Origin of the sequence: Pseudomonas sp. Leaf48, from assembly GCF_001421885.1 — a bacterium.
Taxonomy (GTDB): Bacteria; Pseudomonadota; Gammaproteobacteria; order Pseudomonadales; family Pseudomonadaceae; genus Aquipseudomonas.
The window spans coordinates 11,064-37,643 of record NZ_LMLH01000028.1 but is presented as its reverse complement, the minus strand read 5'-3'; the positions used below and the strand labels follow the sequence as shown (position 1 = coordinate 37,643).

Sequence of the window (26,580 nt, the reverse complement as noted above, 5' to 3'; positions counted from 1 at the left end):
TACAGATCAAACTCTGCAAGGCGTCGATCAAAAAACGACCAGGGTTCTCGTGGATTTTTCCAAGCTTTTTCAAGGGGATAAATCTGGCAGGTGGATCAGACTTGCCCCCAATCTCTGTTGGCGCTTCTGTGGATAAGATGTTCGCTATCCTCTGTAAGCCATATAAAACGGGCCTTTCATGCTCATGATCAAAAAATGAGCAAATCGAGGTTCAAACACATGATGTCCTTTGGAAACGTTGATTTCCAGCGCGTTTCAGGGGTTTTCCACAGAGGGGGTAAAGTTGCCCCCAAAGTCTGTTGGCGCTTCTGTGGATAAGGTGTTTGCGATCCTCTACAGGCTAGGCGTGGCGGGGCTTGTAAGCCTAAGATCAAAAAATGATCAATTGCTTCGAGAAACCCTGGCTTTGGATAAGTCACGGTTTTTCTGTGGTTTGTGGAAATTTTTTTGAGCATTTTCCACAGTTGTCCCCATTAGCTGTGGGTGGAGGTGTGGATAACTTGTTTGCGGAAGGCTGGAAGGCGCGTAGATCATAGTGCTGAACGCAATAGATCATATTTCGTACAGTTCTGAATGGTGGGGGAATGTATGGCTGGGAGAGAACCTGCTGCGAGCAAGCCCCCTTGCAGGAGCGAGCTTGCTCGCGATGGAGGTCAACGATGACGCAGGGAGCCTGACACCCCGCGGTGCTCTCAGGTTTTTCGCGAGCAGGCTCACTCCTGCAGGGGGCATTAGCCTTGAACGGGTACGCCTTTGAGGTACGGCGCAGGCTCGGCGCCCAGGTTGCTCAGCAGACGCTCGCTGTACCAATCCACGAAGTTGACCACCCCGAACTCGTAGGTCTTGGAGTACGGGCCAGGCTGGTACGCGGTGGAATTGATGCCGCGCTGGTTTTCTTCCGCCAGGCGACGGTCTTGGTCGTTGGTCGCATCCCATACCTTGCGCATGCGCTCGACGTCGTAGTCCACACCTTCAACCGCGTCCTTGTGCACGATCCACTTGGTGGTGACCATGGTTTCCTGGGCGCTGATCGGCCACACGGTGAAGACGATGATGTGGTCGCCCATGCAGTGGTTCCAGGAGTGCGGCAGGTGCAGGATGCGCATCGAGCCCAGGTCCGGGTTCTTGATGCGGCCCATGAGCTTGGCGCAGCCCTGTTTGCCGTCCAGGGTCATCGATACGGTGCCCTTGAGCAGCGGCATGCGCACGATGCGGTTACGCAGGCCGAAGCTGGCGTGGGCGTAAGGGATCTTCTCGGCTTCCCAGGCGGCGGCGGAGGCGGCTACGTGGTCCTTGAACGCCTGGTCGGCTCGCGGGTCGGTGACGTCGTCCCACTCCAGCAGGGTTTTCAGCAGTTCCGGGTGCGACGCGTTGCAGTGGTAGCACTCGCGGTTGTTTTCCAGTACCAGCTTCCAGTTGGCCTTTTCCATCAAGGTGGTGGTGATCGCCACCTTGGTGTTTTCCATGTCGTACGGTTCCATGTAATGGCTGAGCGTCGACAGGAAGTCATCGATGGCCGGCGGATTTTCCGCCAGGCTGATGAAGATGTAGCCACCGGCGGTCTTCACGTTCACCGGCTTGAGGCCGTACTGCTTCATGTCGAAGTCGGCGCCCATCTCGGTACCGGCGAACAGCAGGCGACCATCCAGTTCGTAGGTCCACTGGTGGTAATGGCAGACCAACTTGGCCACCTTGCCCTTTTCGCTGGTGCACAGGCGTGAGCCACGGTGGCGACAGACGTTGTGGAAAGCATGCACTACGCCCTCGGCGCCACGAATCACGATGATCGGGTTCTTGCCGACCTGCAGGGTCAGGTAGTTGCCCTTGGCAGGGATTTCGCAGGTCATGCCGGCGATCAACCACTCTTTCTGAAAGATTTCCTGCATGTCGATATCAAACAGGCGGTCGTCGGAGTAAAACGGCTGCGGCAGCGAGAACGTGCGCTCGCGCTCTTGCAACATCTGCGCGGTGGCCTTGCGTGCGGGTTCCAGCGGATCGCCCAGGCTCAGGGTAGTAGTGACGTCCATCGATTTAGTCCTCATGGCCATTCTGTGTGGCCGGCGAATTGTGGCTACGGTTGTGCGACGCAAGACAAAAAACAGCAGTTATCTGTTGAGGCGAGTGTGGGGCCGGCGCTGGCCAGAACCTTATCCATGGGCGACATGGTGCAATCTGTTCCCGACGCGCAAGCCCCGGTAGTTGGGGGCTGGTCGCGATAAGCATGTGAATGTCGCAGATAGGTAAACGGGTGGTTCGTGCTATACGCAGAATCGCCAACATGAAGGCCGACAGTCGGCCGTGGAGATCAGCATGTCCAACAACTTCCTGAACCCGGTAACCACCCAGACCTGGGCCAATGGTCGACACATCGTCCGTTGCGTCAAAGTCATCCAGGAAACCTGGGACGTGCGCACCTTTTGCTTCATGGCCGACCAGCCAATCATGTTCTTTTTCAAGCCGGGGCAGTTCGTCACCCTGGAACTGGAAATCGAAGGCGAGCCGATCATGCGCTCGTACACCATTTCCAGCTCGCCGTCGGTACCCTACAGCTTTTCCGTGACCATCAAGCGCGTGCCGGGTGGGCGGGTTTCCAACTGGCTGCATGACACCCTGCACGAAGGCCAGGAACTGGCGGTGCACGGACCGGTCGGGCTGTTCAATGCCATCGATTTTCCCAGCCCTAAAGTGCTGTACCTCAGCGGTGGCGTGGGGATCACGCCGTGCATGTCCATGGCGCGCTGGTTCTACGACACCAACGGCAACGTCGACATGACGTTTATCCACAGCGCCCGTTCACCCAAGGACATCATTTACCACCGCGAACTGGAACACATGGCGTCGCGAATCGATAACTTCAGCCTGCACCTGATTTGCGAGAAGCATGGTCTGGGCGAGCCATGGGCTGGTTATCGCGGCTACCTGAACCACAAGATGCTGGAACTGATGGTGCCGGACTTCCTTGAGCGCGAAGTATTCTGCTGCGGCCCGACGCCGTACATGAACGCGGTCAAGCGTTTGCTGGAGAACGCCGGCTTCGACATGAAGCGTTACCACGAGGAGTCCTTTGGTGCGACGCCACCGGAAGCCCGCGCCGATGCTGTAGAGCAGGCCGAACAGGCTGCCGACGCGCCGCAAGTTGATGTGGCGGATCTGCATCAGGTGGAGTTCACGGCGTCCGGTAAGAGCATTCGTGTGGCGCCGGGCGAGACTGTGCATGCGGCGGCGGCGAAGGTTGGGCTGATGATTCCGAAAGCTTGCGGGATGGGGATTTGCGGCACCTGCAAGGTGTTGAAGCTGGGTGGCGAAGTGGAGATGGAACACAACGGCGGCATTACCGAGGAAGACGAAGCCGAAGGGTTCATCCTGTCGTGCTGCAGTGTGCCGAAGGGCGATGTGCGTATCGATTTCTAACGGTCACGCAATAACCCCTGTAGGAGCGAGCCTGCTCGCGATGAACCTGAGAACGCCGCGGGGTGTCAGGTTGCCAGCGTTCATCGCGAGCAGGCTCGCTCCTACAGGGGAGGGTGTTTAGTCGATAAACAAGTCTGTCATGAGTTTGTCGCTGCTGTCCGGCGCGAAGCGATAGTGCTCGAACTCGGTCACACCGCTTTCCCGCAGTATTTCCTCATCAATCAACAAACGGCCGGTCAGGCTGCGGTTTGTGCTGTTCAGAATGACGTGGGCCGCATCCGCCATGATCGCAGGCGTACGCGCATGTTTGAACGACTCCCTCGACCCCAACTGAAACTCAATAGCGGCGGTGGCAATCATGGTCTGCGGCCATAGCGAATTGACGCTGATGCCGTAGTTCTTGAATTCCTCACTCATGCCCAACGTCAGCATGCTCATGCCGTACTTGGTGACAGTGTACGGGCTGTATTGGGCGAACCATTTGGTCGCGAGATTCAGTGGCGGGGACAGGTTGAGGATGTGGCCGTTGGACTTCTTCAGATACGGCAGCGCCGCCTGACTGCACAGCAGCACGGCACGGGTGTTGATCTGGTGCATCAGGTCGAAACGCTTGAGTTCGAGGTGTTGAACCCCGGTCAGCTTGATTGCCCCGGCGTTGTTGACCAGCGCATCAATGCCGCCGAAATGTTCGTTGGCCTGGGCCAACGCCTGATGCACGCCATCTTCATCGCGCACATCCACCTGCAAGGCCAATGCCTTGCCCCCTGCGGCCTCGACTTCCTGGGCGACGCTGAATATCGTCCCGGGTAGCTTGGGATGCGGCGAGGCACTTTTGGCCGCAATCACGATATTCGCCCCGTCGCGCGCAGCTCGCAGCGCGATCTCTCGGCCGATGCCACGGCTGGCGCCGGTGATGAACAGGGTTTTGCCTTGCAATGACATGCTGACGCTCCTGATTGTTTTTATGTGAGCACGGGCTCGACAAACAATGTAGACGAAGTCTTTCAGGAGCAGTGGCGGGGGAACGGTTGTGGCGAGGGGGCTTGCCCCCGTTGGCCTGCGAAGCAGGCCCAAACCCTGAGAATGCGAGCAGCCAGACAGACCAGCATTTGCTGGTTTACGACGGCTGCGCCGCCGAACGGGGGCAAGCCCCCTCGCCACAGGGGATTGCGGTTATGCCATGACTTCACGGATATCCCGCGCTAATTCACGCACCCGCTCTTCCTCGGTATCCCACGAGCACATGAAGCGTGCGCCGCCGTTGCCGATGAAGGTGTAGAAGCGCCAGCCCTTGGCGGTCAGTGCGGCGATGGCCGGTTCCGAAAGTTGCAGGAACACGCCATTGGCCTGTACCGGGAACATCAGTTCCACGCCTGGAATGTCGCTCACCAGTTCGGCCAGCAATTGTGCGCAGTGGTTGGCGTGCTGGGCATATTTGAGCCAGGCGCCGTTTTCCAGAATCCCGACCCAAGGCGCCGACAGGAAGCGCATTTTCGACGCCAGTTGCCCGGCCTGTTTGCAGCGGTAGTCGAAGTCTTCGGCCAGTTTGTGGTTGAAGAACAGGATTGCTTCGCCCACTGCCATACCGTTTTTCGTACCACCGAAGCACAGTACATCGACGCCGGCCTTCCAGGTCAGGTCCGCCGGTGTGCAGCCGAGGAACGCGCAGGCGTTGGAGAAGCGCGCGCCATCCATGTGCAGGTTCAGGCCCAGTTCTTTGCAGGTGGCGCTGATGGCGCGGATTTCGTCCGGGGTATAGACGCTGCCAACTTCGGTGGCCTGGGTCAGGGTCACCACGCGGGGTTTGGGGTAGTGGATATCCTGGCGCTTGAGGGCGACCTCGCGGATCGAATCCGGGGTCAGCTTGCCGTTCTCGGTACGGGCGATGAGCAGTTTGGAACCGTTGGAGAAAAATTCCGGGGCGCCGCACTCGTCGGTTTCGACGTGAGCCGTTTCCGAGCAGATCACGCTATGGTAACTCTGGCACAGTGACGACAGCGCCAACGAGTTGGCAGCCGTACCGTTGAACGCGAAGAACACCTCGCAATCAGTCTCGAATAACTTGCGGAAGTCATCGGACGCGCGGGCGGTCCATTCGTCGTCGCCATAAGCGCGCTGGTGGCCATGGTTGGCCTGTTCCATGGCGGCCCAGGCTTCAGGGCAAATGCCGGAATAGTTGTCGCTGGCGAATTGTTGGCTCTTATCGGTCATGGCCTGCTTCCGTGGTCGAGACGCCTATGGTGAAGTGTCTCGTGGTCAATGATGGTGCGCACTTTACCCAAGATCGTCAGGAGAGCACACGGGATGTTGCTTTCAAGAAAATACACAGTCAAAGGACGATTATGCACGCGACTCTGCACTTAAAGCAGCGCGACGGAGCACTGGATCTGCTCAAGTGGCTGGCGCTGTTGAGCATGGTGCTCGATCACCTGCGATATGTCGGTTACTCCGTCGATTTGTTGTATGTGCCTGGGCGGCTGGCGTTTCCTTGGTTTTGCCTGGCGATGGCCGCCAATCTTGCGCGAAAGCCTGCCGTGGAGAGTGGTGGGCAATGGCGCTATCTGGGCTGGTTGTTGCTGTTTAGCGCCGTGAGCGAAATCCCGTACCGGATGTTCATACCCGAGCACGACACGTTGAACGTAATGCCCACCCTGGTCCTTGGCCTGTTGGTGGCGCGCGGCTGGCAGCAGCCGACGCTGCATTCCCGATTGCTGGCAGCCGTCGCCTTGTTGCTGGCGGCGCTGTTCACGCAAAAAGTGATGTTCGGTTTTTTTGGGGTTTTGTTGCCATTGGCGCTGTTGCTGGTGATTCGTCGCCCCTGGTATTACGCGCTGCTGCCGGGGCTGGTTTGTCTGGCGGCCAATCAATGGCAGGTGTTGTATTACGCCGTCCGCCTGGGCAACAGTGCTGCCATACCCGCCATCGTCACTTGTCTGATTGCGCCATGGCTGGGGCTGTTCTTGTTGCGACACCTGCATGACGTAAAAGCACCGCCGATGCGCCGCTGGGCCTATGCGCTGTATCCCGCGCATTTCCTTATTTTGTTGACGTTGCGCCTGCTGATTGCCTGACCTCCTTTGACCCTGTGGGAGCGGGCTTGCTCGCGAAGCAGACACCTCGGTGTTTCAGACAGACCGTGTCATCGTTCTTCGCGAGCAAGCCCGCTCCCACAGGGGACTCCTGTTGATTTGAGGATTGTGTTCGGCCTGCCATTTCAGTCCATGTCGTAAACGCACCTTTGCGTGGCGCCCGTAGGCATTTGACCACTTGAAGCCGGCCATACCATCGCTATCAAAGGGCACTGCCGAAAAGCCAGGGCCTCACCGAGACGAAAGGCGCACCGCCGCCGCTGGGAGAGACGCGATGTTCAGCAAGCAAGACCAGATCCAGGGTTACGACGATGCACTGCTGGCGGCGATGAATGCCGAGGAGCAACGTCAGGAAGATCACATCGAGCTGATCGCGTCAGAGAACTACACCAGCAAGCGCGTCATGCAAGCCCAAGGCAGTGGCCTGACCAACAAATACGCCGAAGGCTATCCGGGCAAGCGCTACTACGGTGGCTGCGAGCACGTGGACAAGGTTGAAGCCCTGGCCATCGAACGCGCCAAGCAACTGTTCGGCGCCGATTACGCCAACGTCCAGCCGCACTCCGGTTCCTCGGCCAACAGCGCCGTGTACCTGGCGCTGCTGCAAGCCGGCGACACCATACTGGGCATGAGCCTGGCCCACGGCGGTCACTTGACCCACGGCGCCAAAGTGTCGTCCTCGGGCAAGCTGTACAACGCCGTGCAGTACGGCATCGACACCAAGACCGGCCTGATCGATTACGACGAAGTTGAGCGTCTGGCCGTCGAATGCCAACCGAAGATGATCGTTGCCGGTTTCTCGGCTTACTCCAAGACGCTGGACTTCCCGCGCTTCCGTCAGATCGCCGACAAGGTCGGGGCGCTGCTGTTCGTCGACATGGCCCACGTAGCCGGTCTGGTCGCCGCCGGTCTGTACCCGAACCCGCTGCCCTACGCCGACGTGGTCACCACCACCACTCACAAGACCCTGCGCGGTCCACGTGGCGGCCTGATCCTGTGCAAGTCCAACGAAGAAATCGAGAAGAAACTCAACGCTGCAGTGTTCCCCGGCGCCCAGGGCGGCCCGCTGATGCACGTGATCGCCGGTAAGGCGGTGTGCTTCAAGGAAGCGCTGGAACCAGGCTTCAAGGTCTACCAACAGCAAGTGATCGACAACGCCCAGGCCATGGCCGGCGTGTTTATCAAACGCGGCTACGATGTAGTGTCCGGCGGCACCGACAACCACCTGTTCCTGGTCAGCCTGATCCGTCAGGGCCTCACCGGCAAAGAGGCGGATGCAGCCCTGGGTCGCGCCCATATCACCGTGAACAAGAACGCCGTGCCGAACGACCCGCAGTCGCCGTTCGTGACCTCCGGCCTGCGCATCGGCACCCCGGCGGTGACCACGCGCGGCTTCAAGGTGGCCCAGTGCGTCACGCTGGCCGGCTGGATCTGCGACATCCTCGACAACCTCGGCGACGCCGATGTCGAGGCCAATGTCGCCGAGCAGGTTTCGGCCCTGTGCGCGGACTTCCCGGTTTATCGCTGAGTGCGGTTTTGGAGTAAATGACTATGCAACGCTACTCGGGCTTCGGCCTCTTCAAGCACTCCCTCAGCCACCACGAAAACTGGCAGCGCATGTGGCGCACGCCGACCCCGAAAAAGGTCTACGACGTGGTCATCGTCGGCGGTGGCGGGCATGGTCTGGCGACCGCCTACTACCTGGCCAAGGAGCACGGCATCACCAACGTGGCAGTGGTCGAGAAAGGCTGGCTGGGCGGCGGTAACACCGCGCGCAACACCACCATCGTTCGCTCCAACTACCTGTGGGACGAGTCGGCGCACCTGTACGAACACGCGATGAAACTGTGGGAAGGGCTATCCCAGGACCTCAACTACAACGTGATGTTCTCCCAGCGCGGTGTCTACAACCTGTGCCACACCCTGCAAGACATTCGTGATTCCGAGCGTCGGGTCAGCGCCAACCGCCTTAACGGCGTGGACGGCGAACTGCTCGATGCCAAGCAAGTGGCGGACGAAATTCCGTACCTCGACTGCTCGAAGAACACCCGCTACCCGGTAATGGGCGCTACCGTCCAGCGTCGCGGCGGCGTGGCCCGTCACGATGCCGTGGCGTGGGGCTTTGCCCGTGCCGCCGACGCCTTGGGCGTGGACTTGATCCAGCAGACCGAAGTGATCGGTTTCCGCAAGGAAAACGGCGTGTGCATCGGCGTTGAAACCAACAAGGGGTTCATCGGCGCCAAGCGCGTCGGCGTGGTCACGGCCGGTAACTCCGGGCACATGGCCAAACTGGCCGGTTTCCGCCTGCCGATCGAATCCCACCCGCTGCAAGCGCTGGTGTCCGAGCCGATCAAACCGATTATCGACAGCGTGATCATGTCCAACGCCGTGCACGGTTACATCAGCCAGTCCGACAAGGGCGACCTGGTGATCGGCGCCGGTATCGACGGCTACAACGGCTACGGCCAGCGTGGTTCGTACCCGGTGATCGAACACACCATCCAGGCCATCGTCGAGATGTTCCCGGTGCTGTCGCGCGTACGCATGAACCGTCAGTGGGGCGGCATCGTCGACACCACGCCGGATGCGTGCCCGATCATCTCGAAAACCCCGGTACCGAACATGTTTTTCAACTGCGGTTGGGGCACCGGCGGCTTCAAGGCAACACCTGGCTCGGGCAACGTATTTGCCGCGAGCCTGGCCAAGGGTGAAATGCACCCATTGGCCGCACCTTTCTCAATCGACCGTTTCCACAACGGTGCGTTGATCGATGAACACGGCGCTGCGGCCGTCGCCCACTAACAGGAGAAATTTCCTATGTTGCATATCTTCTGTCCTCACTGCGGCGAACTGCGCTCCGAAGAGGAATTCCACGCATCCGGCCAGGCGCACATCCCGCGTCCACTGGACCCGAACAGCTGCACCGACGAGGAGTGGGGCGACTACATGTTCTTCCGCGATAACCCGCGCGGTCTGCATCACGAGTTGTGGATTCACGCCGCCGGTTGCCGTCAGTACTTCAACGCCACCCGCGACACCGTGACCTACGAGATTCTCGAAACCTACAAGATCGGCACCAAGCCACAATTCACTGACAAGACCGATAGCCCGAAAGCGGCCAGCACGGCTCTGGGAGAGAAGGTATGAGCCAGACCAATCGCCTGTCCAACGGCGGACGGATCGACCGCAATAAAGTCCTGACTTTTACCTTCAACGGCCAGAGCTACAAAGGCTTCGAGGGCGACTCGCTGGCCGCAGCCCTGCTGGCCAACGGCGTCGACATCATCGGTCGCAGCTTCAAGTATTCCCGTCCACGCGGCATCTTCGCCGCGGGTGCTGAAGAGCCGAACGCGGTGTTGCAGATCGGCGCCACCGAAGCCACGCAGATCCCGAACGTACGCGCCACGCAACAAGCGCTGTATCAAGGATTGGTCGCCACCAGCACCAACGGCTGGCCAAGCGTGAACAATGACATGATGGGCATTCTCGGCAAGGTCGGCGGCAAGCTGATGCCGCCGGGTTTCTACTATAAAACCTTCATGTACCCGCAATCGTTCTGGATGACCTACGAGAAGTACATTCGTAAGGCTGCCGGTCTTGGCCGCTCGCCGACCGAGAACGACCCGGACACTTACGACTACATGAACCAGCACTGCGACGTGCTGATCGTCGGCGCCGGCCCTGCAGGCCTGGCTGCGGCACTGGCGGCTGCCCGCAGCGGTGCCCGTGTGATCCTCGCCGATGAGCAGGAAGAGTTCGGCGGCAGCCTGCTCGACTCCCGCGAAAGCCTCGACGGCAAGCCGGCGATCGAATGGGTTGCCGGTGTTATCGCCGAGCTCAAGGACACTCCGGACGTGTTGCTGCTGCCACGCGCCACGGTCAACGGTTACCACGACCACAACTTCCTGACCATTCACGAGCGCCTGACCGATCACCTCGGCGACCGCGCTCCGATTGGCCAGGTGCGTCAGCGCATCCACCGTGTTCGCGCCAAACGTGTCGTACTCGCGACCGGCGCCCATGAGCGTCCATTGGTCTACGGCAACAACGACGTGCCGGGCAACATGCTGGCCGGTGCTGTCTCGACTTACGTGCGCCGTTACGGCGTGGCACCGGGCAAAAAGCTGGTCTTGACCACCAACAACGATCACGCCTACCGCGTCGCGCTGGATTGGCTCGATGCCAGCCTGCAAGTGGTAGCGATCGCCGATGCCCGCAGCAACCCGCGCGGTGCGCTGGTGGAAGAAGCACGCGCCAAAGGCATCCGCATCCTGACCGGCAGCGCCGTGATCGAGGCCCGTGGCAGCAAGCACGTCACCGCTGCCCGCGTTGCCGCCATTGATGTGAAGGGACACAAAGTCACCAGTCCTGGCGAATGGCTCGACTGCGACCTGATCGCCAGTTCCGGCGGTTACAGCCCGGTGGTTCACCTGGCTTCGCACTTGGGCGGCAAGCCGACCTGGCGTGAAGACATCCTCGGTTTCGTTCCGGGCGAAGCACCGCAGAAACGTGTGTGCGTCGGTGGCATCAACGGCGTCTACGGCCTGGGCGATTCACTGGCCGATGGTTTTGAAGGCGGTGTGCGCGCGGCCAGCGAAGCTGGTTTCGGCGTGGTCGAAGCGACTTTGCCGAAAGCCTTGTCGCGTCTGGAAGAGCCAACTCTGGCGCTGTTCCAGGTGCCCCATGAAAAGAACACCGCTCGTGCGCCGAAGCAATTCGTCGACCTGCAGAACGACGTCACCGCCGCCGCCATCGAACTGGCGACCCGCGAAGGATTCGAGTCGGTCGAGCACGTCAAGCGCTACACCGCACTGGGCTTCGGCACCGACCAAGGCAAGCTCGGCAACGTCAACGGTCTGGCCATTGCCGCCCGTTCGCTGAACGTGACCATCCCGCAGATGGGCACCACCATGTTCCGCCCGAACTACACGCCGGTGACCTTCGGCGCCGTGGCCGGTCGTCACTGTGGGCACATTTTTGAGCCGGTGCGTTTCACCGCACTGCATCACTGGCACCTGAAAAACGGCGCCGAGTTCGAAGACGTCGGCCAGTGGAAGCGTCCGTGGTACTTCCCGAAATCCGGTGAAGACATGCACGCGGCGGTCAAGCGCGAATGCAAGGCCGTGCGCGACAGCGTCGGCCTGCTGGATGCTTCGACTCTGGGCAAGATCGACATTCAGGGCCCGGATGCGCGCGAGTTCCTCAACCGCATCTACACCAACGCCTGGACCAAACTCGACGTGGGCAAGGCGCGTTACGGCCTGATGTGCAAAGAAGACGGCATGGTGTTCGACGACGGCGTGACGGCCTGCCTGGCCGACAACCACTTCGTGATGACCACCACCACCGGCGGCGCTGCGCGTGTGCTGCAATGGCTGGAAATCTACCAGCAGACCGAGTGGCCGGATCTGAAGGTGTACTTCACCTCCGTGACTGACCACTGGGCGACCATGACCCTGTCCGGGCCGAACAGCCGCAAGCTGCTCAGCGAAGTCACCGATATCGATTTGAGCAACGAAGCCTTCCCGTTCATGACCTGGAAAGAAGGCTTGGTCGGTGGCGTGCCGGCGCGGGTGTTCCGGATTTCGTTTACCGGCGAGCTGTCGTACGAAGTCAACGTGCAGGCGGACTATGCGATGGGCGTTCTCGAGAAAATCGTCGATGCCGGCAAGAAGTACAACCTGACCCCTTATGGCACCGAAACCATGCACGTCCTGCGGGCGGAGAAGGGCTTCATCATCGTCGGCCAGGACACCGACGGCTCGATGACCCCGGACGACCTGAACATGGGCTGGTGTGTAGGTCGCACCAAACCGTTCTCGTGGATCGGCCAGCGTGGCATGAACCGTGAAGACTGCGTGCGTGATCAGCGTAAGCAACTGGTTGGCCTCAAGCCGATCGATCCGGACAAATGGCTGCCGGAAGGTGCGCAACTGGTGTTCAACACCAAGCAGGCGATCCCGATGACCATGGTCGGCCACGTGACTTCCAGCTACGCGCACAACTCCCTTGGCTATTCGTTTGCCATGGGCGTGGTGAAGGGCGGGCTGAGCCGCATGGGTGAGCGGGTGTTCGCACCGTTGGCCGATGGCAGCGTGATCGAGGCGGAGATCGTTTCTTCGGTGTTCTTCGATCCGAAAGGTGAACGCCAGAACGTGTGATGACCTCGGGCCCTGTGGTGTGCTGGCTGCCGCTTTCGCGAGCAAGCCCGCTCCCACAGGGGGAACGCGGTCGAATGTGGGAGCGGGCTTGCTCGCGAAAGCGGCGGAACAGCCACCACAAGGACCGGAACCAACAGAATTCAGGAAAGGTGCTTTATGACCGCAGCCAATGTTTACCAACAACGTCCAACCACCGAGGCCAAGGCCGAGTCGTCGCTGCATCACGCCGACCTCGCCAGCCTGGTGGGCAAGGGACGTAAAAACGCCGGTGTGACGGTGCGCGAGAAAAAACTCCTGGGTCACCTGACCCTCCGTGGCGATGGTCACGATGCCGCGTTCGCCGCCGGTGTGCACAAGGCACTTGGCATCGAGTTGCCGGGTGCCCTGACTGTCATCGTCAAGGGCGAAACCAGTCTGCAGTGGATGGGCCCGGATGAGTGGCTGCTGATCGTGCCGTCCGGAGAAGAGTTCGTCGCCGAGCAAAAGCTGCGTGAGGCGCTGGGTGACCTGCACATCCAGATCGTCAACGTCAGCGGCGGCCAGCAGATCCTCGAACTGCGCGGCCCGAACGTGCGCCAGGTGCTGATGAAATCCACCAGCTATGACGTGCACCCCAACAACTTTCCGGTGGGCAAGGCTGTGGGTACGGTGTTCGCCAAGTCGCAACTGGTCATCCGCCACACCGCCGAAGACACCTGGGAGCTGCTGATCCGTCGCAGCTTCTCGGATTACTGGTGGTTGTGGTTGCAGGATGCTTCGGCTGAGTACGGGCTTAGCGTTCAGGCCTGAAAAAGCCACCCCCTCACCCCAGCCCTCTCCCCCAAGGGGGAGAGGGGGGGAAAGGGAGCCGATCGGTGTCGTGGTCAAAACCTGAGTTCGACTCGGTATTTCAGGTCGATGTAACTCGAAAGAACACCTCGGTCAGTCCCCTTTCCCCCAAGGGGGAGAGGGGGAAAGGGAGCCGATCGGTGTCGTGGTCAAAACCTGAGTTCGACTCGGTGTTTCAGGTCGATGTAACTCGAAAGAACACCTCGGTCAGTCCCCACTCCCTCACGGGGGGAGGGGAACGGGAGCCAATTTATGGTGTTGTTGCGATCTACATTCACCTTCGAAATTTCAGGTCGATGTAGCTCGAAAGACACTTCGGTCAGTCCCCTCTCCCTCCGGGAGAGGGCTAGGGTGAGGGGGGCAATGCCCCTGACACCCAACACAAGAACAGGAGTCACNACGGGAGCCAATTTATGGTGTTGTTGCGATCTACATTCACCTTCGAAATTTCAGGTCGATGTAGCTCGAAAGACACTTCGGTCAGTCCCCTCTCCCTCACGGGGGGATGGGAACGGGAGCCAATTTATGGTGTTGTTGCGATCTACATTCACCTTCGAAATTTCAGGTCGATGTAGCTCGAAAGACACTTCGGTCAGTCCCCTCTCCCTCACGGGGGGATGGGAACGTGAGGTCGATCACCGACAGCGACGCTCCGCGCAGGGTGGCGATGCCTTTGACGTGAGGGAGCCAATTTATGGTGTTGTTGCGATCTACATTCACCTTCGAAATTTCAGGTCGATGTAGCTCGAAAGACACTTCGGTCAGTCCCCTCTCCCTCCGGGAGAGGGCTAGGGTGAGGGCGGCAATGCCCCTGACACCCAACACAAGAACAGGAGTCACCAACCAATGAGCCGCGCCCCAGATACATGGATCCTGACCGCCGACTGCCCCAGCGTCCTCGGCACCGTGGACGCGGTAACCCGCTTTCTGTTCGAGCAGGACTGCTACGTCACCGAACACCATTCCTTCGATGACCGGCTCTCGGCCCGTTTCTTCATTCGAGTGGAATTTCGCCAACCAGACGGTTTCGATGAACAGTCGTTCCGCGCGGGTTTGGCTGAACGTGGCGAAGCCTTTGGCATGATCTTCGAGCTGACGCCGCCACACCATCGCCCCAAAGTCGTAATCATGGTCTCCAAGGCCGACCACTGCCTCAACGACTTGCTCTACCGCCAGCGCATCGGCCAATTGTCGATGGACGTGGCCGCCGTGGTCTCCAATCACCCGGACCTCAAGCCGTTGGCCGACTGGCACCAGATTCCTTACTACCACTTCCCGCTGGACCCGAACGACAAGCCGTCCCAGGAACGTCAGGTCTTGCAGGTGATCGAGGAGTCCGGCGCCGAACTGGTGATCCTTGCCCGCTACATGCAGGTCCTGTCCCCGGAGCTGTGCCGCAAACTCGACGGCAAGGCGATCAACATCCACCACTCCCTGCTGCCCGGCTTCAAGGGCGCCAAGCCTTATCACCAGGCCTACAACAAGGGCGTGAAACTGGTCGGCGCCACCGCGCATTACATCAACAACGACCTGGATGAGGGGCCAATCATTGCCCAGGGCGTGGAGGTGGTGGATCACAGTCACTACCCGGAAGACTTGATCGCCAAGGGCCGGGACATTGAAGGACTGACATTGGCCAGAGCGGTGGGTTATCACATTGAGCGCAGGGTGTTTTTGAACGCCAATCGCACGGTCGTTCTTTAGATCGCCATCGCTGGCAGGCCAGCTCCCACAGGGTTTGGGTTGTTCACAAATCCAGTGTCTACCCCGAACAACTGTGGGAGCTAGCCTGCTAGCGATGAGGGCATTACAAGCGACACAAGATTCAGCATCTGTACCCGAGCACTTAACGCGCTGCCTGCCTGGGCAACGCGCTTCCATAAAAACAACAGCGAGGTGAAAGCATGTCTGGCAATCGTGGTGTGGTGTATCTCGGCGCTGGCAAGGTCGAAGTACAGAAAATCGACTATCCGAAAATGCAGGACCCACGCGGCAGGAAGATTGAACACGCTGTCATCCTGCGCGTCGTTTCCACCAACATCTGTGGTTCCGACCAGCACATGGTGCGCGGTCGTACCACTGCGCAAACCGGTCTGGTACTGGGCCACGAAATTACCGGCGAGGTGATTGAAAAGGGCAGCGACGTCGAGAATCTGCAAATCGGCGATCTGGTGTCCGTACCCTTCAACGTGGCTTGCGGACGCTGCCGCTCCTGCAAGGAAATGCACACGGGTGTCTGCCTGAGCGTTAACCCGGCGCGTCCCGGTGGCGCATACGGTTATGTCGACATGGGTGACTGGACCGGCGGCCAGGCCGAATACGCCCTGGTTCCATACGCAGACTTCAACTTGCTGAAACTGCCGGATCGCGACCGGGCCATGGAGAAAATCCGCGACCTGACCTGCCTCTCCGACATCCTGCCGACCGGTTATCACGGCGCCGTGACGGCCGGCGTTGGCCCTGGCAGCACCGTATACATTGCGGGCGCCGGTCCGGTTGGTCTGGCAGCAGCCGCTTCGGCGCGCTTGCTGGGTGCGGCGGTGGTGATCATCGGTGACGTTAACACCGTGCGTCTGGCCCACGCCAAGGCCCAGGGTTTTGAAATTGCCGACCTGTCACTCGACACGCCACTGCACGAACAGATTGCGGCACTGCTGGGCGAGCCGGAAGTGGATTGCGCCATTGATGCCGTAGGCTTCGAAGCGCGCGGCCATGGTCATGACGGAGTGAAACATGAAGCTCCGGCTACCGTGCTCAACTCACTGATGGGTGTGGTGCGGGTGGCCGGCAAGATCGGTATCCCGGGCCTCTACGTCACCGAGGATCCGGGTGCTGTGGACGCCGCCGCGAAAATGGGCAGCCTGAGCATTCGCTTCGGTTTGGGCTGGGCCAAGTCCCACAGCTTCCACACTGGCCAGACGCCGGTCATGAAATACAACCGCCAGTTGATGCAGGCGATCATGTGGGACCGTATCAATATTGCCGAAGTGGTAGGGGTTCAGGTGATCAGCCTGGATCAGGCACCGCAGGGGTATGGTGAGTTTGATGCAGGTGTGCCGAAGAAGTTTGTGATTGATCCGCATAAGATGTTTAGTGCGGCGTAATTATTTATGCAAAACAGAAAGCGGCGGCCCTAGGGTCGCCGTTTTTTATGAGTGCACATACTTTTCTGTTTTATTGATTTCTAATTCTTTTAATTTTCTTTCTATAGAATTTGTCGCGTAGATCTTCTAAGGAATTTGGAACGATGCCTTGACTGTATAAGGTCGCATTTGCACGCATGTTGCGACTCACGCGTTTACCAGCATACTGAATCGCGAGGTTTTCAATTGAGGGGAATTCAGCCCCCGCATGTGGGATCTTAGTAAATTTTTTTAGACGCCGAGTGGGTTTGCCAGAAGTTGATTTAATCCAATTCTGAATGTCAGTGTTCGGCCTTCCGCTAGCAATTCTTTCGGGATTGTTCACTGTAAATCGAGAATCGTTGCTAGAACTTCCTGGAGGGGAATGATTCGGGACTGGAGGGGCGAAGGTGGGGGCGACATTAGTATACGATTTCACACTCGTGTATCCGGATGAAGGGTGCCCTGGAGGGCTTGAACCCATACGTGCTACCTGTGTTCTGGCCAAATTGGAGTGGCTCATTTTAGGGGTTCGAAAACCAAAAAAATTCTTCAAGCCTTTCCATAGATTACCGAAATGTCCAGTCGGATCGACCCGATTCACCGGATCCCCCACGCAATACGCATACGCATTAATCCCACCTTCTCCAAACGGACTCCAACTGTCCGGACTATTAAAGCGCATCAACACAGGGTTAAACGCCCGATAGCCATTACCCAATAAATAATGCCCGGTCACCGGATCCGGTCGTTCCCCGTTGAAATCGAGCAGGCTGAGCAAACCGTTCTGCTGGGGGCGATGGCCATATGGGGTGTAGAACAGGGGACGAGGTCCGGTCGTTCCGAGCAGGCTCAATACTGAACGTTGTAGGTCGGAGGTGAGCAGGCGGGTTTCAGATACTCTGTTCTGACGCTGCTGTTGCGCCAATAGCTGATCGTCATGCTGCACGATCGACCACTGCACCGCACCTTGAATCTCGGTGGTCAAGCGGTCCTGGAGGTAGAAGCGCTGGGTGCTCGCTTGTGCCGACAATGTGCAATTGACCAACCTGTCCAGCGGGTCGTAAAGGTATTGGCAGAGGAGGGTTTCGCTGTTTCCAGGCATCGGCTGGTCTCTCGCGGGCGCTATCGATTCAGGGTCTCACTGTGGCGCATTGGACCGCAGTCGCCTACTAACAGAACTGATAGTCAGGGAACCTTGATGCGGTACTTCAAGCAGGAATATGCGGGTGCGGGGCATAAAATATTTAGTGCTACGTATGAAAATGGCGATCTGAGATCGCCATTTTTTGCAACCTGCAACGGGTCGTGGAGATCCTTGCAGTCACGCTCTTTTAGAATTATGCGCACAGGTTATTTTTGAGAGGGCGCAGCCGACAGCGAAGAGTACTCAAAAGAACATTTTTCCTGGTCAGTGGATTTGCAAGTTTCAACATGCTGGGCGTTCTTGTTAGCAAGGGACGGTTGTTCCTTTACTTCACGCTTCCAAAAAGTATTTTTAGCGGATTCCCAGTCATTAAAGGAGTACAGCGTCAAGCGTGTGAACGCGAGAAACTCGTCTCCCTCATAATCGCAGGACACCACAAACTTGTTGCCTTCCGAGCTGACGTCGCGGTACAGAGCTCCGGTAAACTCAAAGGTCTCGAGGTGATGCTCTTCGGCATAAGGATTAGAGCCAACCCATACACGTTTATCAGGTCCGGGGGCGAAGTATTCATAGCCTCCCTCCTGTTCATCCTTGACTTGCACTATGTCTCGCACCGCCGGACAGGCAGTGCTTGCCGCGTAAGCATTGCCAACGGCCATTAATGTCATGAGTAAACTGGCAGTAATTGTAGATCGCATGATTGACACTCCATTGTTTGGGAGTGTTCATCTTTACGAACTATGGTCTTGAGCACTACTGTCACTTCTGATAGTTAGTTGTGGCCTATTGAATCATGGTTTTTCAGGGGTTGGTCTTGCACTTGCGCTTGATCCCGGTGCGACAAGTTCTGCGGACGCCTGGAAAATGTAGACTTCGTCGAGGAACACATCAACGAAAGCCCGGTCAAACCTGCAGCTTTGCGTCCGTTAACCGGGCGCTTTTCATGGCACAAGAGGATGTCTGAATGAAGATTTCACGCGGTTTTGCACTGGCTTCGCTGCTGGCCCTGGCGACCAGCCCGGCCTTTGCGCAGTTCAGCCTCAACGATGCGGCCAGTGCAATTTCGGGCATGAACGGCGGCAATGCGGCCACGGCTGCCGCACCGACTTCGGAAACGGCGGACCTGCTGGGTGCGCTCACTCAATTGAACGTGACGCCACAGCAAGCCGTCGGTGGTGCCGGGGCGATGCTGGGGCTGGCGAAGAACCAGCTGAGTTCGACTGACTATTCGGAGCTGGCCAAAAGCGTGCCGGGGATCGACAAGCTGTCGGGCGGCGGTGAGCTGGGCGCGCTTGCCGGGTTGCTGGGGTCGTCAGGCAAGGCCGCGGGGCTGGATAACGCCTTGGGCAATGTCAAGGACACCAACGACCTGAACAGTGCATTCAGCGCCCTGGGCATGGACACCGGCATGATCGGCCAGTTTGCCCCGGTAATCCTGCAATACCTCGGTCAGCAAGGTGTTGGCGGTACTCTGCTGCAAAGCCTCAGCGGCATCTGGGGGGCAGGTACCAGCAGCTGATTCAGCGGCGTTCGGCGCGTATCGCGTCGATGCGTCGATCCTTTTCGATCCAGAGCTGGTTGACCCAGTTCTGGATTTTTTCACGAGACAGCGGATCGTTTTCGTAATCGCCCTGCCACAACGCCGGGTCCAGTTCGCGGGTCTGAATGTCGATAATGACCCTCGGCACGTTGCCGCTGATCAAGTCCCAGAAACCCGGAATCCTCTGCTGCGGGTACACCACCGTTACATCGAGAATGGCGTCCAGCTGTTCGCCCATTGCTGCCAGCACAAAGGCCACACCGCCGGCCTTGGGCTTGAGCAGGTGGGTGAAGGGTGACTGCTGGCTGGCGTTTTTCGCTGCAGTGAAGCGCGTGCCTTCCAGATAATTGACCACGGTGACCGGCTGGCGCTTGAACAGCTCACACGCCGCCTTGGTGATCTCCAGATCCTTGCCCGCCAGCTCCGGGTTTTTCGCCAGGAACGCCTTGGTGTAGCGCTTCATGAACGGGTAATCCAGCGCCCACCACGCCAGGCCCAGGAACGGTACCCAGATCAGTTCTTTCTTGAGGAAGAATTTGAAGAACGGAGTGCGCCGGTTCAGCGTCTGGATGAGTGCCGGGATATCGACCCAGGATTGATGGTTGCTGATCACCAGGTAGGAAGTATCGCGACGCAGATCGTCACCGCCGCGAATGTCCCATTGCGTGGGGATGCACAGACGGAAAATCAGTTTGTCGATTTCGGACCAGGTCTCGGCGATCCACATCACCACCCATGAGGCGTAGTCGCGAAACCGCCCCGGCAGGACCAGCTTGAGCAGGGCAAACACCATCAATGGCCCGATCAGGGCCAGGGTGTTGAGTAAAAGCAGCAGGGCAACGAAACAGCCGGTGAGCAGGCGGCGCATAAGGAACTCTTGCAAACATTTGGGCGCGCCATGATAAGCAGCTTCGCGCGACAGGCCAAATCGAGTGGTGACGAATGTTTCACTATTACATGGGTATGCTGGGCTGAAATTGATAAGAGTATATGGCTGTGGCGATTGCTCCAGCCTCTTCGCGGGCAAGCCACGCTCCCACAGGGTTTGCGCAGAATCTGTGGGATCCTGGCTTGCCCGCGAAGCGATTTCAGAAACGAACGAATTGCCAACTGACGGTCTAAAATTGCGCTGCCCATTTTTCAAGGACAATCATTACGTGAAATCCCTCCTTGCACTGCTGTCCCTCATAGCCCTGCCAGTCATGGCCGCCGAACCCACCCTGTACGGCCGTTACGAATACATCGCGCTGCCGGAAATCGGCGGCGAAGTACTCAAGGCGAAAATGGACACCGGCGCCCTGACCGCGTCGCTGTCGGCCAAGGATATCGAGACCTTTACTCGTGACGGCGAGGACTGGGTACGTTTCCGCCTCGCCACCAAGGACGCGAGCAACAAGGTCTATGAACACAAGGTTGCGCGGATCAGCAAGATCAAGACCCGCTCTGAAGAAGACGAGGATGACAATGAAGTGATCGCACCGACCAAGCGGCCGGTGGTGGATCTGGAGTTGTGTCTGGGCAATGTAAAACGCACGGTCGAGGTCAACCTCACCGACCGCAGTAGCTTCAATTACCCGCTGCTGATCGGTGCCAAGGCGTTGCGCGAGTTTGGCGCGGCGGTGAACCCGGCTCGACGCTTTACGGCGGATAAGCCGGATTGTTAATCCAAAAAAAGCTGTAGCTGATCGAAACCGCAGTCAGCGCTTGGAGTATCAGGTGTTTCGAATAAGGGGGTTTTGAGTGCCTGGTGAGGGCGGCTTCGATGCGGCGATTTTTTGTTCGAAAAAGTCGTTGTAGCTACCAAGTGTGTTGGTATTTCGTTTGCGTGGTGCTCTAGGCGTTGCCGAAGTACTGGCTACCGGGCCGGTGGGGATTTCAACTTCTATCGCACGGCGGAGCGAGTCGCGAAATTCGAGGTCGATATGATCTGACAGTGCCGGGGGTTTTTTAGCCACTCTTGTGGCGCTCTTGGGTAAAATTTCAGTGGGGGTGGGCGGATTTTCGATAACCTTTACTGATCCCTTGGCCGTTGAAGGTTCATTTTCCTCCTTGATTACCGGCAGTGATTTTTTATGTCCAACTCCACCTTTAGAAACCTTATTTGTTTTCAGCGGTAGCTTTGGTTGAGGTTTGAACATATGCCCGCTTCGGTCATTCCGATTGACCGGCTCACCTGCGCAATAGGCATAAGCATTCAACCCACCTTTGCCAAACGGACTCCAACTATCCGGACTGTTAAACCGCATCAATACCGGATTGAACTGACGATACCCATTCCCCAAAGGATAGTGCCCGGTCATTGGGTCGGGCAATTCGCCGTTAAAGCCAAGCAGGCTGAGCAAACCGTTTTCACTTGGGCGATGGCCGTAGGGGGTATAGGCGAGGTGATGGTGTTGCGTTGCGTCGAGTGCGTTCATCACCGAGCGCTGTTGATCGGTAGCCAGCAGGATTGTTCTGCGTGAAGACGTAGACATGGGTTGAACTCCGATGCTGAATGGCCATGAAAGCGGTCTTTCAGCATCGGAGCTTTTTCGGGCTTTGCCAACTATCAGAACTGCTAGGGTGATGGCGCTTTCTGGGTCAAACCTTCGGCATCGTCGCCAGCATCGAAGGCCGCTGGCTCACCTCGAAATACCACGCCGCCAACTGCGGGTTTGTGTCGCGCCATTGCAGATCCGGATGGCGCAGGTCCACATAACCCAATGCGCAGGCCACGCTGATTGCCGCCACGTCGAAATGGCTGGTCAGTTCGGCGATCGCATCTTTTTCCAGCAACGCCAGGGCACGGCGGATCTTGTCGCGCTGGGCGTCGAGCCATTCGTCCCAGTGCTTTTCCGGGGCGCGGAGAACGAGTTCGTAGCGCACCATCACCGAAGCATCCATGATGCCGTCGGCCAGGGAGGCGAGGGTCAGGCGCCGCCAGCGGGCCGAGCCTTCGCGCGGGATCAGCGGGTTGCCGACGTGCTGCTGGTCGAGGTAATCGAGGATCACCCGGCTGTCGTGAATGATGGTGCCATCGGCCAGGTGCAGGGCCGGGATCTTGCTCAGGGGGTTGTCGTCGATCAGGGTTGAATCCGGGCTGACGGGCGTCAGCACACAGTCTTGCAGTGCCACGCGGTCCTGCTGACCGGTTTCGTGCAGCAGCACCATGACTTTACGAACGAAGGGCGAAAGGGAGTTGTGGTACAGGGTCATGCTCGGGGCGGACATGGCGGCGGCTCAGTCGATGGTGGTGTCACGCAGCATAGCGCGTTGATACGGACCTTGTAGGAGCGAGCCCGTCGGATCGCCGCGCCGTCGCGATGGACGTTAACGATAACGCGGGCATTCCGAATGCCCGCGGCGCTCTCGGGTTTTTCGCGAGCAGGCTCGCTCCTGCAGATTCTGTGTTTTAGCTGCTGCAATTAGCACCTACAGGTCAATAGCGCGAAATCAGCGGCGTTGCAGCAGGCCACGCAGGGCAAAGACCGCGGGGATGCCGAGGCCGAGCCAGCTCAGCGCATCCCACAGGCCATCGCCCAGCAAAGCGGCAAACAGCCCCGCTGCGCTGAATAAAGCGATGATGGTGGGCGACTCGAAGACTTTCCAGAAATTCGCTTTCCTGGGTTTCATACCGGGCTCTCCGCTGTTTCCACGGCAGGCTTCAGGGCTTTACGCCGCACCACCCACAGGTAAACGCCGCTGCCGAGCACGATGATTGTCAGCACATCGAGGGTTGCCCAGAGGATTTTCATCGGCATGCCGCCGTAGTCACCGAAGTGCAGCGGTTGCGACATGCCCATGACGTCCATGTACCACGGCCGTTCGACTACGGCAGTGACTTGCAGGGTGCTGGCATCGATCAGGACCGGGGTCATCAGGTGCGAGGTCAGGTGCGTGTCGCCGTTCATGAACACCGCGTAATGGTGCTCGCTGGAAAAGCGTGTGCCGGGAAAGGCGATGAAGTCCGGCTGCATGTCCGGAGCAGCCTCGTTGGCGATGTCGAACAAGCGGGTCGCGGGCGCCAGTTGCGTCAACGGCGGCGCATCGCGGTACGGCGCAATCATCTCGGTCAGGGCTTCATTGCGCCACGCGGCGATCAGCAAGTCGGCGCAGGCACTGACGACGCCTGTCACGCCAACCACCAGTGCCCATGTCAATGTCACGACGCCAATCAGGTTATGCAGGTCGAGCCAGCGCAGGCGAGTGGATTTGTCCCGGCGCACGGTGGCGAACTTCAGACGGCGCATGAACGGCAGGTACAGCACGGTGCCAGACACGATCGCCAGTACAAACAGTATCCCCATGAACGCCAGCAACAACTTGCCCGGCAAACCGGCAAACATGTCCACGTGCAGGCGCAGCATGACCATCATGAAGCCGCCATTGGCCGACGGCATCTCCAGCGCTTCGCCGGTACGGGCGTCGAGCATGAAGGTGTGGGACAAGTTCGGTTCGGTGCCTGCAGTGGGCGCCATGATCGCTACCACACCGTTGGGTTCATCGTCCTCGAAGCCGAAATACTGCATGACTTCGCCGGGGCGATGCTGCTCGGCCGCGTGCACCAGTTGTTGCAGATTCAGACGCGGGGTGTCCGCCGGCATCTCCTTCAACTCGGGGGCATCGCCCAGCAAGTGGTCGATCTCGTGGTGAAAGATCAATGGCAGGCCGGTCAGTGCCAACATCAGCAGGAACACCGTACAGATCAGGCTTGTCCAGGTGTGAATGGCGGACCAGCGGCGAATTGTTTTACTTTTCATTTCATAGCCTTCAGAAAAACCAAAGCCGTCCTCGAAGGACGGCCTGGTCGTTGGGCGTGTCAGCTCAAACCATTACCACTTGTACGTGGCACTGGCGACGACACTGCGCTGGTCGCCGTAGTAGCAATAGAAGCCGTCGCACGTCGAGATGTAATCTTTGTTCAGCAGGTTGGTCGCATTCACTGCCAGTGATGCGCCTTTGAGGCTGTTGTCCAAGCGACCGAGGTCGTAGTGAACCGCAGCATCGAACACGGTGTAGGCGTCGGCCTTACCCAGCCAGGTATTGCCCTGGTCACCATAAGTGTTGCCAGTGTAACGGGCACCGGCACCAATGCCGAAGCCATTCAGCACGCCGTCGTGCCAAGTGTAATCGCCCCACAGCGACGCTTGCTGGTTAGGCATCAGTTGCAGGCGATTGCCCTTGTAAATGCCATCTTGCACTTCTGACTTTGCCAGGGTGTAGGCAGCGGTGATCGAAAGGTTCTCGGTCACGTCGGACACGGCTTCCAGTTCCAGGCCTTTGACCCGCACTTCGCCGGTCTGGCTGGTGACCGTCACGTTACCCACGTTGCTGGTTACGGAGACGTTCTTCTGGGTCAGGTCATAAACGGCGGCGGTCAGCAGGGTGTTGCTACCCGGCGGTTGGTACTTGATGCCCAGTTCCCATTGCTTGCCTTCGGTGGGCTTGAACGATTCGGTTGGCGAAGCTGTAGCGTTGCTGGTCGGCTGGAACGACTCGGCGTAAGACAGGTAGGGTACGAAGCCCGAGTCGAACACATAGCTGATGGCCGCGTTGCCGCTGAATTTCTTGTCTCGCTCGGTGTTGGTGGCATCGCCTTTGTTGAGGAACCTGGTGCCGGTATGGACCCAGTCTTCACGACCGCCCAGGGTCAGGCGCCATTGGTCGAGGGCCATCTGGTCCTGGACATACAGACCGGTCTGATAGGTTTTCTGGTTGTAGTCGTAGAACGCGGTGGAGCGTGCCGGGCGCTCGATCGGCAAGCCATGGATCGGGTCGTTGACGTTGATGGGCGGTGCGGAACCGAAGATCGAGAGGTAGTTGGTGTTAGTACGCTGATGGTCCAGGCCAAGCAGCAGGGTGTGATGGACATCGCCGGTGGCGAAGTCGGCCTGGAAATTGTTGTCCACGGCGAACTGGCTGATGTCTTCGTCGACATTGGTGGTGCCGCGACCGGTATTGCCCTGATCGTCGACAAAAAAACCGGGTGTGGGGGGGAAGTAGCTGTTGACAGTAACCGCCTGGAACGACAGATCCGACTTGGTATAACGCAGGTTCTGGCGGAACTGCCAGACATCGTTCAGGCGATGCTCGAAGGCATAGCCCAGAGCGTAGTAGGTGCGGTCGTAATAGTCGTAGTCCGGATCGCCCAGGTTCTTGTGGTGGGAGATATCGCCGAACGGCATGTCGATCTTGGTGCCCTGGATCGGGTAGAACTGACTGGTGATCCCGGTATCGTCACGGGTGAACTGGGTCAGCAGGGTAAACTTTGTGTCTTCGCTGATGTTCCAGGTCAGGCTCGGCGCAATGTTGTAGCGCTTGTCGTCGATATGGTCGATGGGGGTTCCGCCATCGCGCAGCACGCCACTGAGGCTGTACAGGAACTGGCCTTCATCGTCGATTTTGCCGGTGCTGGCGAAGTTGATCTGGCGATGATTGTCACTGCCGTATTGCAGCTGGATTTCGTTGCTGGACTCTTCGCTTGGGCGGCGGCTGACCATGTCCAGCAGACCGCCCGGCGGGGTCTGGCCGTATACGGACGAAGCCGGGCCACGCAGCAGGGCCAGACGGTCGAGGTTCCAGGTTTCCTGTTTCGGGTTGGCGTACACGCCTTTTGGCAGTGGCAGGCCATCGAGGAACTGGGTCGGTTCAAAGCCGCGTACACGCAACCAGTCGGCGCGGGTGTCGCTGCCGTAGCTGCTGGCGGTGATGCCGGGCAAATAGCGTACGGCGTCATCAAGGGTGTGCGCGTTCCGGTCGTCCAGCTGCTGGCGGGTGACGACCGAAATGGAGCGCGGTGCTTCGACCAGCGCGGTGTCGGTCTTGGTGCCGGCGGCGGTGCGCTTGGCGACGTAACCTTGCACCGGCCCCCATGCGCTTTCGCTGTCTTCCACACCAATCACGCTGGTCGCCGGCAGGTCCAGCACGCCCTCGGGTACCGCCGCCAGGCTATAGGTGCCGGCACTGCTTTGTTCCAGTTGCAGACCGGTGCCGCGCAAGGCTTCGCGCAGGGCGCCGGGAGCATCGAATTGGCCGTTGACCGGGGCCGAAGTCTTGCCTGCGGCCAGCGACGGATTCAGCGACAGGGCCAGGCCTGCCTGGCTGGCGATCTGGTTCAGGGTGCTGGCCAATGGCGCAGCCGGCAGGCTGTAGGCGCGAACGCTAGACGCCTGCTCGGCGGCGACCAGATGGCTGCTGGCCAGAGGGGTGCAAAGGGCAATGGCAACCGCCAGCAAACTGGGGCGCAACAAGGTGTCTAGCGAGCGGGACATATAGCGGCTCCTGAAAGGGAATACTTCTCAAT

General features: G+C 58.9%; 21 protein-coding genes and 1 pseudogene. 11 read left to right on the top strand and 11 right to left on the bottom strand.

Annotation, left to right across the window (positions count from 1 at the left end):
• Positions 1 to 731: 731 nt before the first annotated feature.
• On the bottom strand, positions 732 to 2,027 hold the full coding sequence (gene gbcA / locus ASE98_RS16115) for a glycine-betaine demethylase subunit GbcA (protein WP_060542333.1): 1,296 nt from the start codon (positions 2,025 to 2,027) through the stop codon (positions 732 to 734).
• A 283-nt stretch (positions 2,028 to 2,310) separates the two neighbouring features.
• On the opposite strand from gbcA, the gene gbcB reads away from it, so the two are divergent.
• Complete coding sequence (gene gbcB, locus ASE98_RS16110; RefSeq protein WP_060542332.1) at positions 2,311 to 3,411, top strand: glycine-betaine demethylase subunit GbcB; 1,101 nt, start codon at positions 2,311 to 2,313, stop codon at positions 3,409 to 3,411.
• Between the two features lie 117 nt (positions 3,412 to 3,528).
• Here the strand turns inward: gbcB and ASE98_RS16105 are convergent, their stop codons facing one another.
• The gene (locus ASE98_RS16105) at positions 3,529 to 4,353 is read right to left on the bottom strand and encodes an SDR family oxidoreductase (protein WP_060542331.1); all 825 of its coding nucleotides are present in this window, start codon (positions 4,351 to 4,353) and stop codon (positions 3,529 to 3,531) included.
• 231 nt (positions 4,354 to 4,584) lie between these two features.
• A complete protein-coding gene (locus ASE98_RS16100) occupies positions 4,585 to 5,622 on the bottom strand; it encodes a threonine aldolase family protein (RefSeq protein WP_060542330.1) in 1,038 nt (345 codons plus the stop codon).
• A gap of 131 nt (positions 5,623 to 5,753) precedes the next feature.
• On the opposite strand from ASE98_RS16100, the gene ASE98_RS16095 reads away from it, so the two are divergent.
• The 8 genes from ASE98_RS16095 to fdhA all read left to right on the top strand — a co-directional run bounded on the left by ASE98_RS16095 (position 5,754) and on the right by fdhA (position 16,593).
• Entirely contained in the window at positions 5,754 to 6,482 is a 729-nt protein-coding gene (locus ASE98_RS16095; RefSeq protein ID WP_060542329.1) for a TraX family protein, read from the top strand.
• Between the two features lie 292 nt (positions 6,483 to 6,774).
• Positions 6,775 to 8,028 carry a serine hydroxymethyltransferase gene (glyA, locus tag ASE98_RS16090; protein WP_060542328.1) on the top strand — a complete coding sequence of 418 codons (1,254 nt, stop codon included), beginning with the start codon at positions 6,775 to 6,777 and terminating at the stop codon, positions 8,026 to 8,028.
• A 23-nt stretch (positions 8,029 to 8,051) separates the two neighbouring features.
• The gene (locus ASE98_RS16085) at positions 8,052 to 9,302 is read left to right on the top strand and encodes a sarcosine oxidase subunit beta (RefSeq protein WP_007980419.1); all 1,251 of its coding nucleotides are present in this window, start codon (positions 8,052 to 8,054) and stop codon (positions 9,300 to 9,302) included.
• A gap of 15 nt (positions 9,303 to 9,317) precedes the next feature.
• Positions 9,318 to 9,647, top strand: a complete 330-nt coding sequence (locus tag ASE98_RS16080; protein ID WP_047534309.1) for a sarcosine oxidase subunit delta — start codon at positions 9,318 to 9,320, stop codon at positions 9,645 to 9,647.
• The gene (locus ASE98_RS16075) at positions 9,644 to 12,661 is read left to right on the top strand and encodes a sarcosine oxidase subunit alpha (protein ID WP_060542327.1); all 3,018 of its coding nucleotides are present in this window, start codon (positions 9,644 to 9,646) and stop codon (positions 12,659 to 12,661) included. The genes ASE98_RS16080 and ASE98_RS16075 overlap by 4 nt, the downstream gene beginning before the upstream one ends.
• 156 nt (positions 12,662 to 12,817) lie before the next feature.
• Positions 12,818 to 13,450: a sarcosine oxidase subunit gamma gene (locus ASE98_RS16070; protein WP_060542326.1), complete on the top strand. Its 633-nt coding sequence runs from the start codon at positions 12,818 to 12,820 to the stop codon at positions 13,448 to 13,450.
• Between the two features lie 885 nt (positions 13,451 to 14,335).
• Complete coding sequence (purU, locus tag ASE98_RS16065) at positions 14,336 to 15,193, top strand: formyltetrahydrofolate deformylase (RefSeq protein ID WP_060542325.1); 858 nt, start codon at positions 14,336 to 14,338, stop codon at positions 15,191 to 15,193.
• A 200-nt stretch (positions 15,194 to 15,393) separates the two neighbouring features.
• Positions 15,394 to 16,593, top strand: coding sequence for a formaldehyde dehydrogenase, glutathione-independent (gene fdhA, locus ASE98_RS16060; protein ID WP_060542324.1), 1,200 nt, complete (start codon positions 15,394 to 15,396; stop codon positions 16,591 to 16,593).
• A gap of 70 nt (positions 16,594 to 16,663) precedes the next feature.
• Here fdhA and ASE98_RS26020 read toward each other — a convergent pair whose 3' ends face one another.
• Together ASE98_RS26020 and ASE98_RS16055 are read right to left on the bottom strand one after the other, a co-directional pair.
• Positions 16,664 to 17,716: an RHS repeat-associated core domain-containing protein gene (locus ASE98_RS26020; protein ID WP_082457564.1), complete on the bottom strand. Its 1,053-nt coding sequence runs from the start codon at positions 17,714 to 17,716 to the stop codon at positions 16,664 to 16,666.
• Positions 17,717 to 17,964: 248 nt separating this feature from the next.
• The gene (locus ASE98_RS16055) at positions 17,965 to 18,456 is read right to left on the bottom strand and encodes a DUF3757 domain-containing protein (RefSeq protein ID WP_060542323.1); all 492 of its coding nucleotides are present in this window, start codon (positions 18,454 to 18,456) and stop codon (positions 17,965 to 17,967) included.
• 266 nt (positions 18,457 to 18,722) lie between these two features.
• Between ASE98_RS16055 and ASE98_RS16050 the strand changes: the two genes are divergently transcribed.
• Complete coding sequence (locus tag ASE98_RS16050) at positions 18,723 to 19,277, top strand: DUF2780 domain-containing protein (protein WP_060542322.1); 555 nt, start codon at positions 18,723 to 18,725, stop codon at positions 19,275 to 19,277.
• 1 nt (position 19,278) lies between these two features.
• Here ASE98_RS16050 and ASE98_RS16045 read toward each other — a convergent pair whose 3' ends face one another.
• Complete coding sequence (locus ASE98_RS16045) at positions 19,279 to 20,166, bottom strand: acyltransferase (RefSeq protein WP_060542321.1); 888 nt, start codon at positions 20,164 to 20,166, stop codon at positions 19,279 to 19,281.
• A 289-nt stretch (positions 20,167 to 20,455) separates the two neighbouring features.
• Here ASE98_RS16045 and rloA2 point away from each other — a divergent pair, with 289 nt between their 5' ends.
• Positions 20,456 to 20,962 carry a retropepsin-like aspartic peptidase RloA2 gene (gene rloA2 / locus ASE98_RS16040; RefSeq protein WP_060542320.1) on the top strand — a complete coding sequence of 169 codons (507 nt, stop codon included), beginning with the start codon at positions 20,456 to 20,458 and terminating at the stop codon, positions 20,960 to 20,962.
• Positions 20,963 to 21,436: 474 nt separating this feature from the next.
• Here the strand turns inward: rloA2 and ASE98_RS26015 are convergent.
• From ASE98_RS26015 to ASE98_RS16015, 5 genes and pseudogenes are all read right to left on the bottom strand, one after another.
• Positions 21,437 to 21,751 (bottom strand): annotated as a pseudogene (locus ASE98_RS26015) (RHS repeat-associated core domain-containing protein); the annotation flags it as partial.
• A 127-nt stretch (positions 21,752 to 21,878) separates the two neighbouring features.
• Positions 21,879 to 22,508, bottom strand: coding sequence for a glutathione S-transferase family protein (locus tag ASE98_RS16030; RefSeq protein WP_060542318.1), 630 nt, complete (start codon positions 22,506 to 22,508; stop codon positions 21,879 to 21,881).
• Positions 22,509 to 22,730: 222 nt separating this feature from the next.
• The gene (locus tag ASE98_RS16025; RefSeq protein ID WP_060542317.1) at positions 22,731 to 22,910 is read right to left on the bottom strand and encodes a hypothetical protein; all 180 of its coding nucleotides are present in this window, start codon (positions 22,908 to 22,910) and stop codon (positions 22,731 to 22,733) included.
• Positions 22,907 to 24,037, bottom strand: a complete 1,131-nt coding sequence (locus ASE98_RS16020) for a PepSY-associated TM helix domain-containing protein (protein WP_060542316.1) — start codon at positions 24,035 to 24,037, stop codon at positions 22,907 to 22,909. Before ASE98_RS16020 ends, ASE98_RS16025 begins: the two co-directional genes overlap by 4 nt.
• Before the next feature lie 72 nt (positions 24,038 to 24,109).
• Positions 24,110 to 26,548, bottom strand: a complete 2,439-nt coding sequence (locus ASE98_RS16015) for a TonB-dependent siderophore receptor (RefSeq protein WP_060542315.1) — start codon at positions 26,546 to 26,548, stop codon at positions 24,110 to 24,112.
• Positions 26,549 to 26,580 lie beyond the last annotated feature (32 nt).

Bases quoted from the DNA above. Each gene is read 5' to 3' on its own strand.
- glyA (WP_060542328.1), top strand. From the start codon at position 6,775: ATGTTCAGCAAGCAAGACCAGATCCAGGGTTACGACGATGCACTGCTG.
- ASE98_RS16070 (WP_060542326.1), top strand. From the start codon at position 12,818: ATGACCGCAGCCAATGTTTACCAACAACGTCCAACCACCGAGGCCAAG.
- ASE98_RS16085 (WP_007980419.1), top strand. From the start codon at position 8,052: ATGCAACGCTACTCGGGCTTCGGCCTCTTCAAGCACTCCCTCAGCCAC.
- purU (WP_060542325.1), top strand. From the start codon at position 14,336: ATGAGCCGCGCCCCAGATACATGGATCCTGACCGCCGACTGCCCCAGC.
- ASE98_RS26020 (WP_082457564.1), bottom strand. From the start codon at position 17,716: ATGCCTGGAAACAGCGAAACCCTCCTCTGCCAATACCTTTACGACCCG.
- ASE98_RS16095 (WP_060542329.1), top strand. From the start codon at position 5,754: ATGCACGCGACTCTGCACTTAAAGCAGCGCGACGGAGCACTGGATCTG.
- ASE98_RS16025 (WP_060542317.1), bottom strand. From the start codon at position 22,910: ATGAAACCCAGGAAAGCGAATTTCTGGAAAGTCTTCGAGTCGCCCACC.
- ASE98_RS16030 (WP_060542318.1), bottom strand. From the start codon at position 22,508: ATGTCCGCCCCGAGCATGACCCTGTACCACAACTCCCTTTCGCCCTTC.
- gbcA (WP_060542333.1), bottom strand. From the start codon at position 2,027: ATGGACGTCACTACTACCCTGAGCCTGGGCGATCCGCTGGAACCCGCA.
- gbcB (WP_060542332.1), top strand. From the start codon at position 2,311: ATGTCCAACAACTTCCTGAACCCGGTAACCACCCAGACCTGGGCCAAT.
- ASE98_RS16100 (WP_060542330.1), bottom strand. From the start codon at position 5,622: ATGACCGATAAGAGCCAACAATTCGCCAGCGACAACTATTCCGGCATT.
- ASE98_RS16080 (WP_047534309.1), top strand. From the start codon at position 9,318: ATGTTGCATATCTTCTGTCCTCACTGCGGCGAACTGCGCTCCGAAGAG.
- ASE98_RS16105 (WP_060542331.1), bottom strand. From the start codon at position 4,353: ATGTCATTGCAAGGCAAAACCCTGTTCATCACCGGCGCCAGCCGTGGC.
- ASE98_RS16015 (WP_060542315.1), bottom strand. From the start codon at position 26,548: ATGTCCCGCTCGCTAGACACCTTGTTGCGCCCCAGTTTGCTGGCGGTT.
- ASE98_RS16050 (WP_060542322.1), top strand. From the start codon at position 18,723: ATGAAGATTTCACGCGGTTTTGCACTGGCTTCGCTGCTGGCCCTGGCG.
- ASE98_RS16045 (WP_060542321.1), bottom strand. From the start codon at position 20,166: ATGCGCCGCCTGCTCACCGGCTGTTTCGTTGCCCTGCTGCTTTTACTC.
- ASE98_RS16020 (WP_060542316.1), bottom strand. From the start codon at position 24,037: ATGAAAAGTAAAACAATTCGCCGCTGGTCCGCCATTCACACCTGGACA.
- ASE98_RS16075 (WP_060542327.1), top strand. From the start codon at position 9,644: ATGAGCCAGACCAATCGCCTGTCCAACGGCGGACGGATCGACCGCAAT.
- fdhA (WP_060542324.1), top strand. From the start codon at position 15,394: ATGTCTGGCAATCGTGGTGTGGTGTATCTCGGCGCTGGCAAGGTCGAA.
- ASE98_RS16055 (WP_060542323.1), bottom strand. From the start codon at position 18,456: ATGCGATCTACAATTACTGCCAGTTTACTCATGACATTAATGGCCGTT.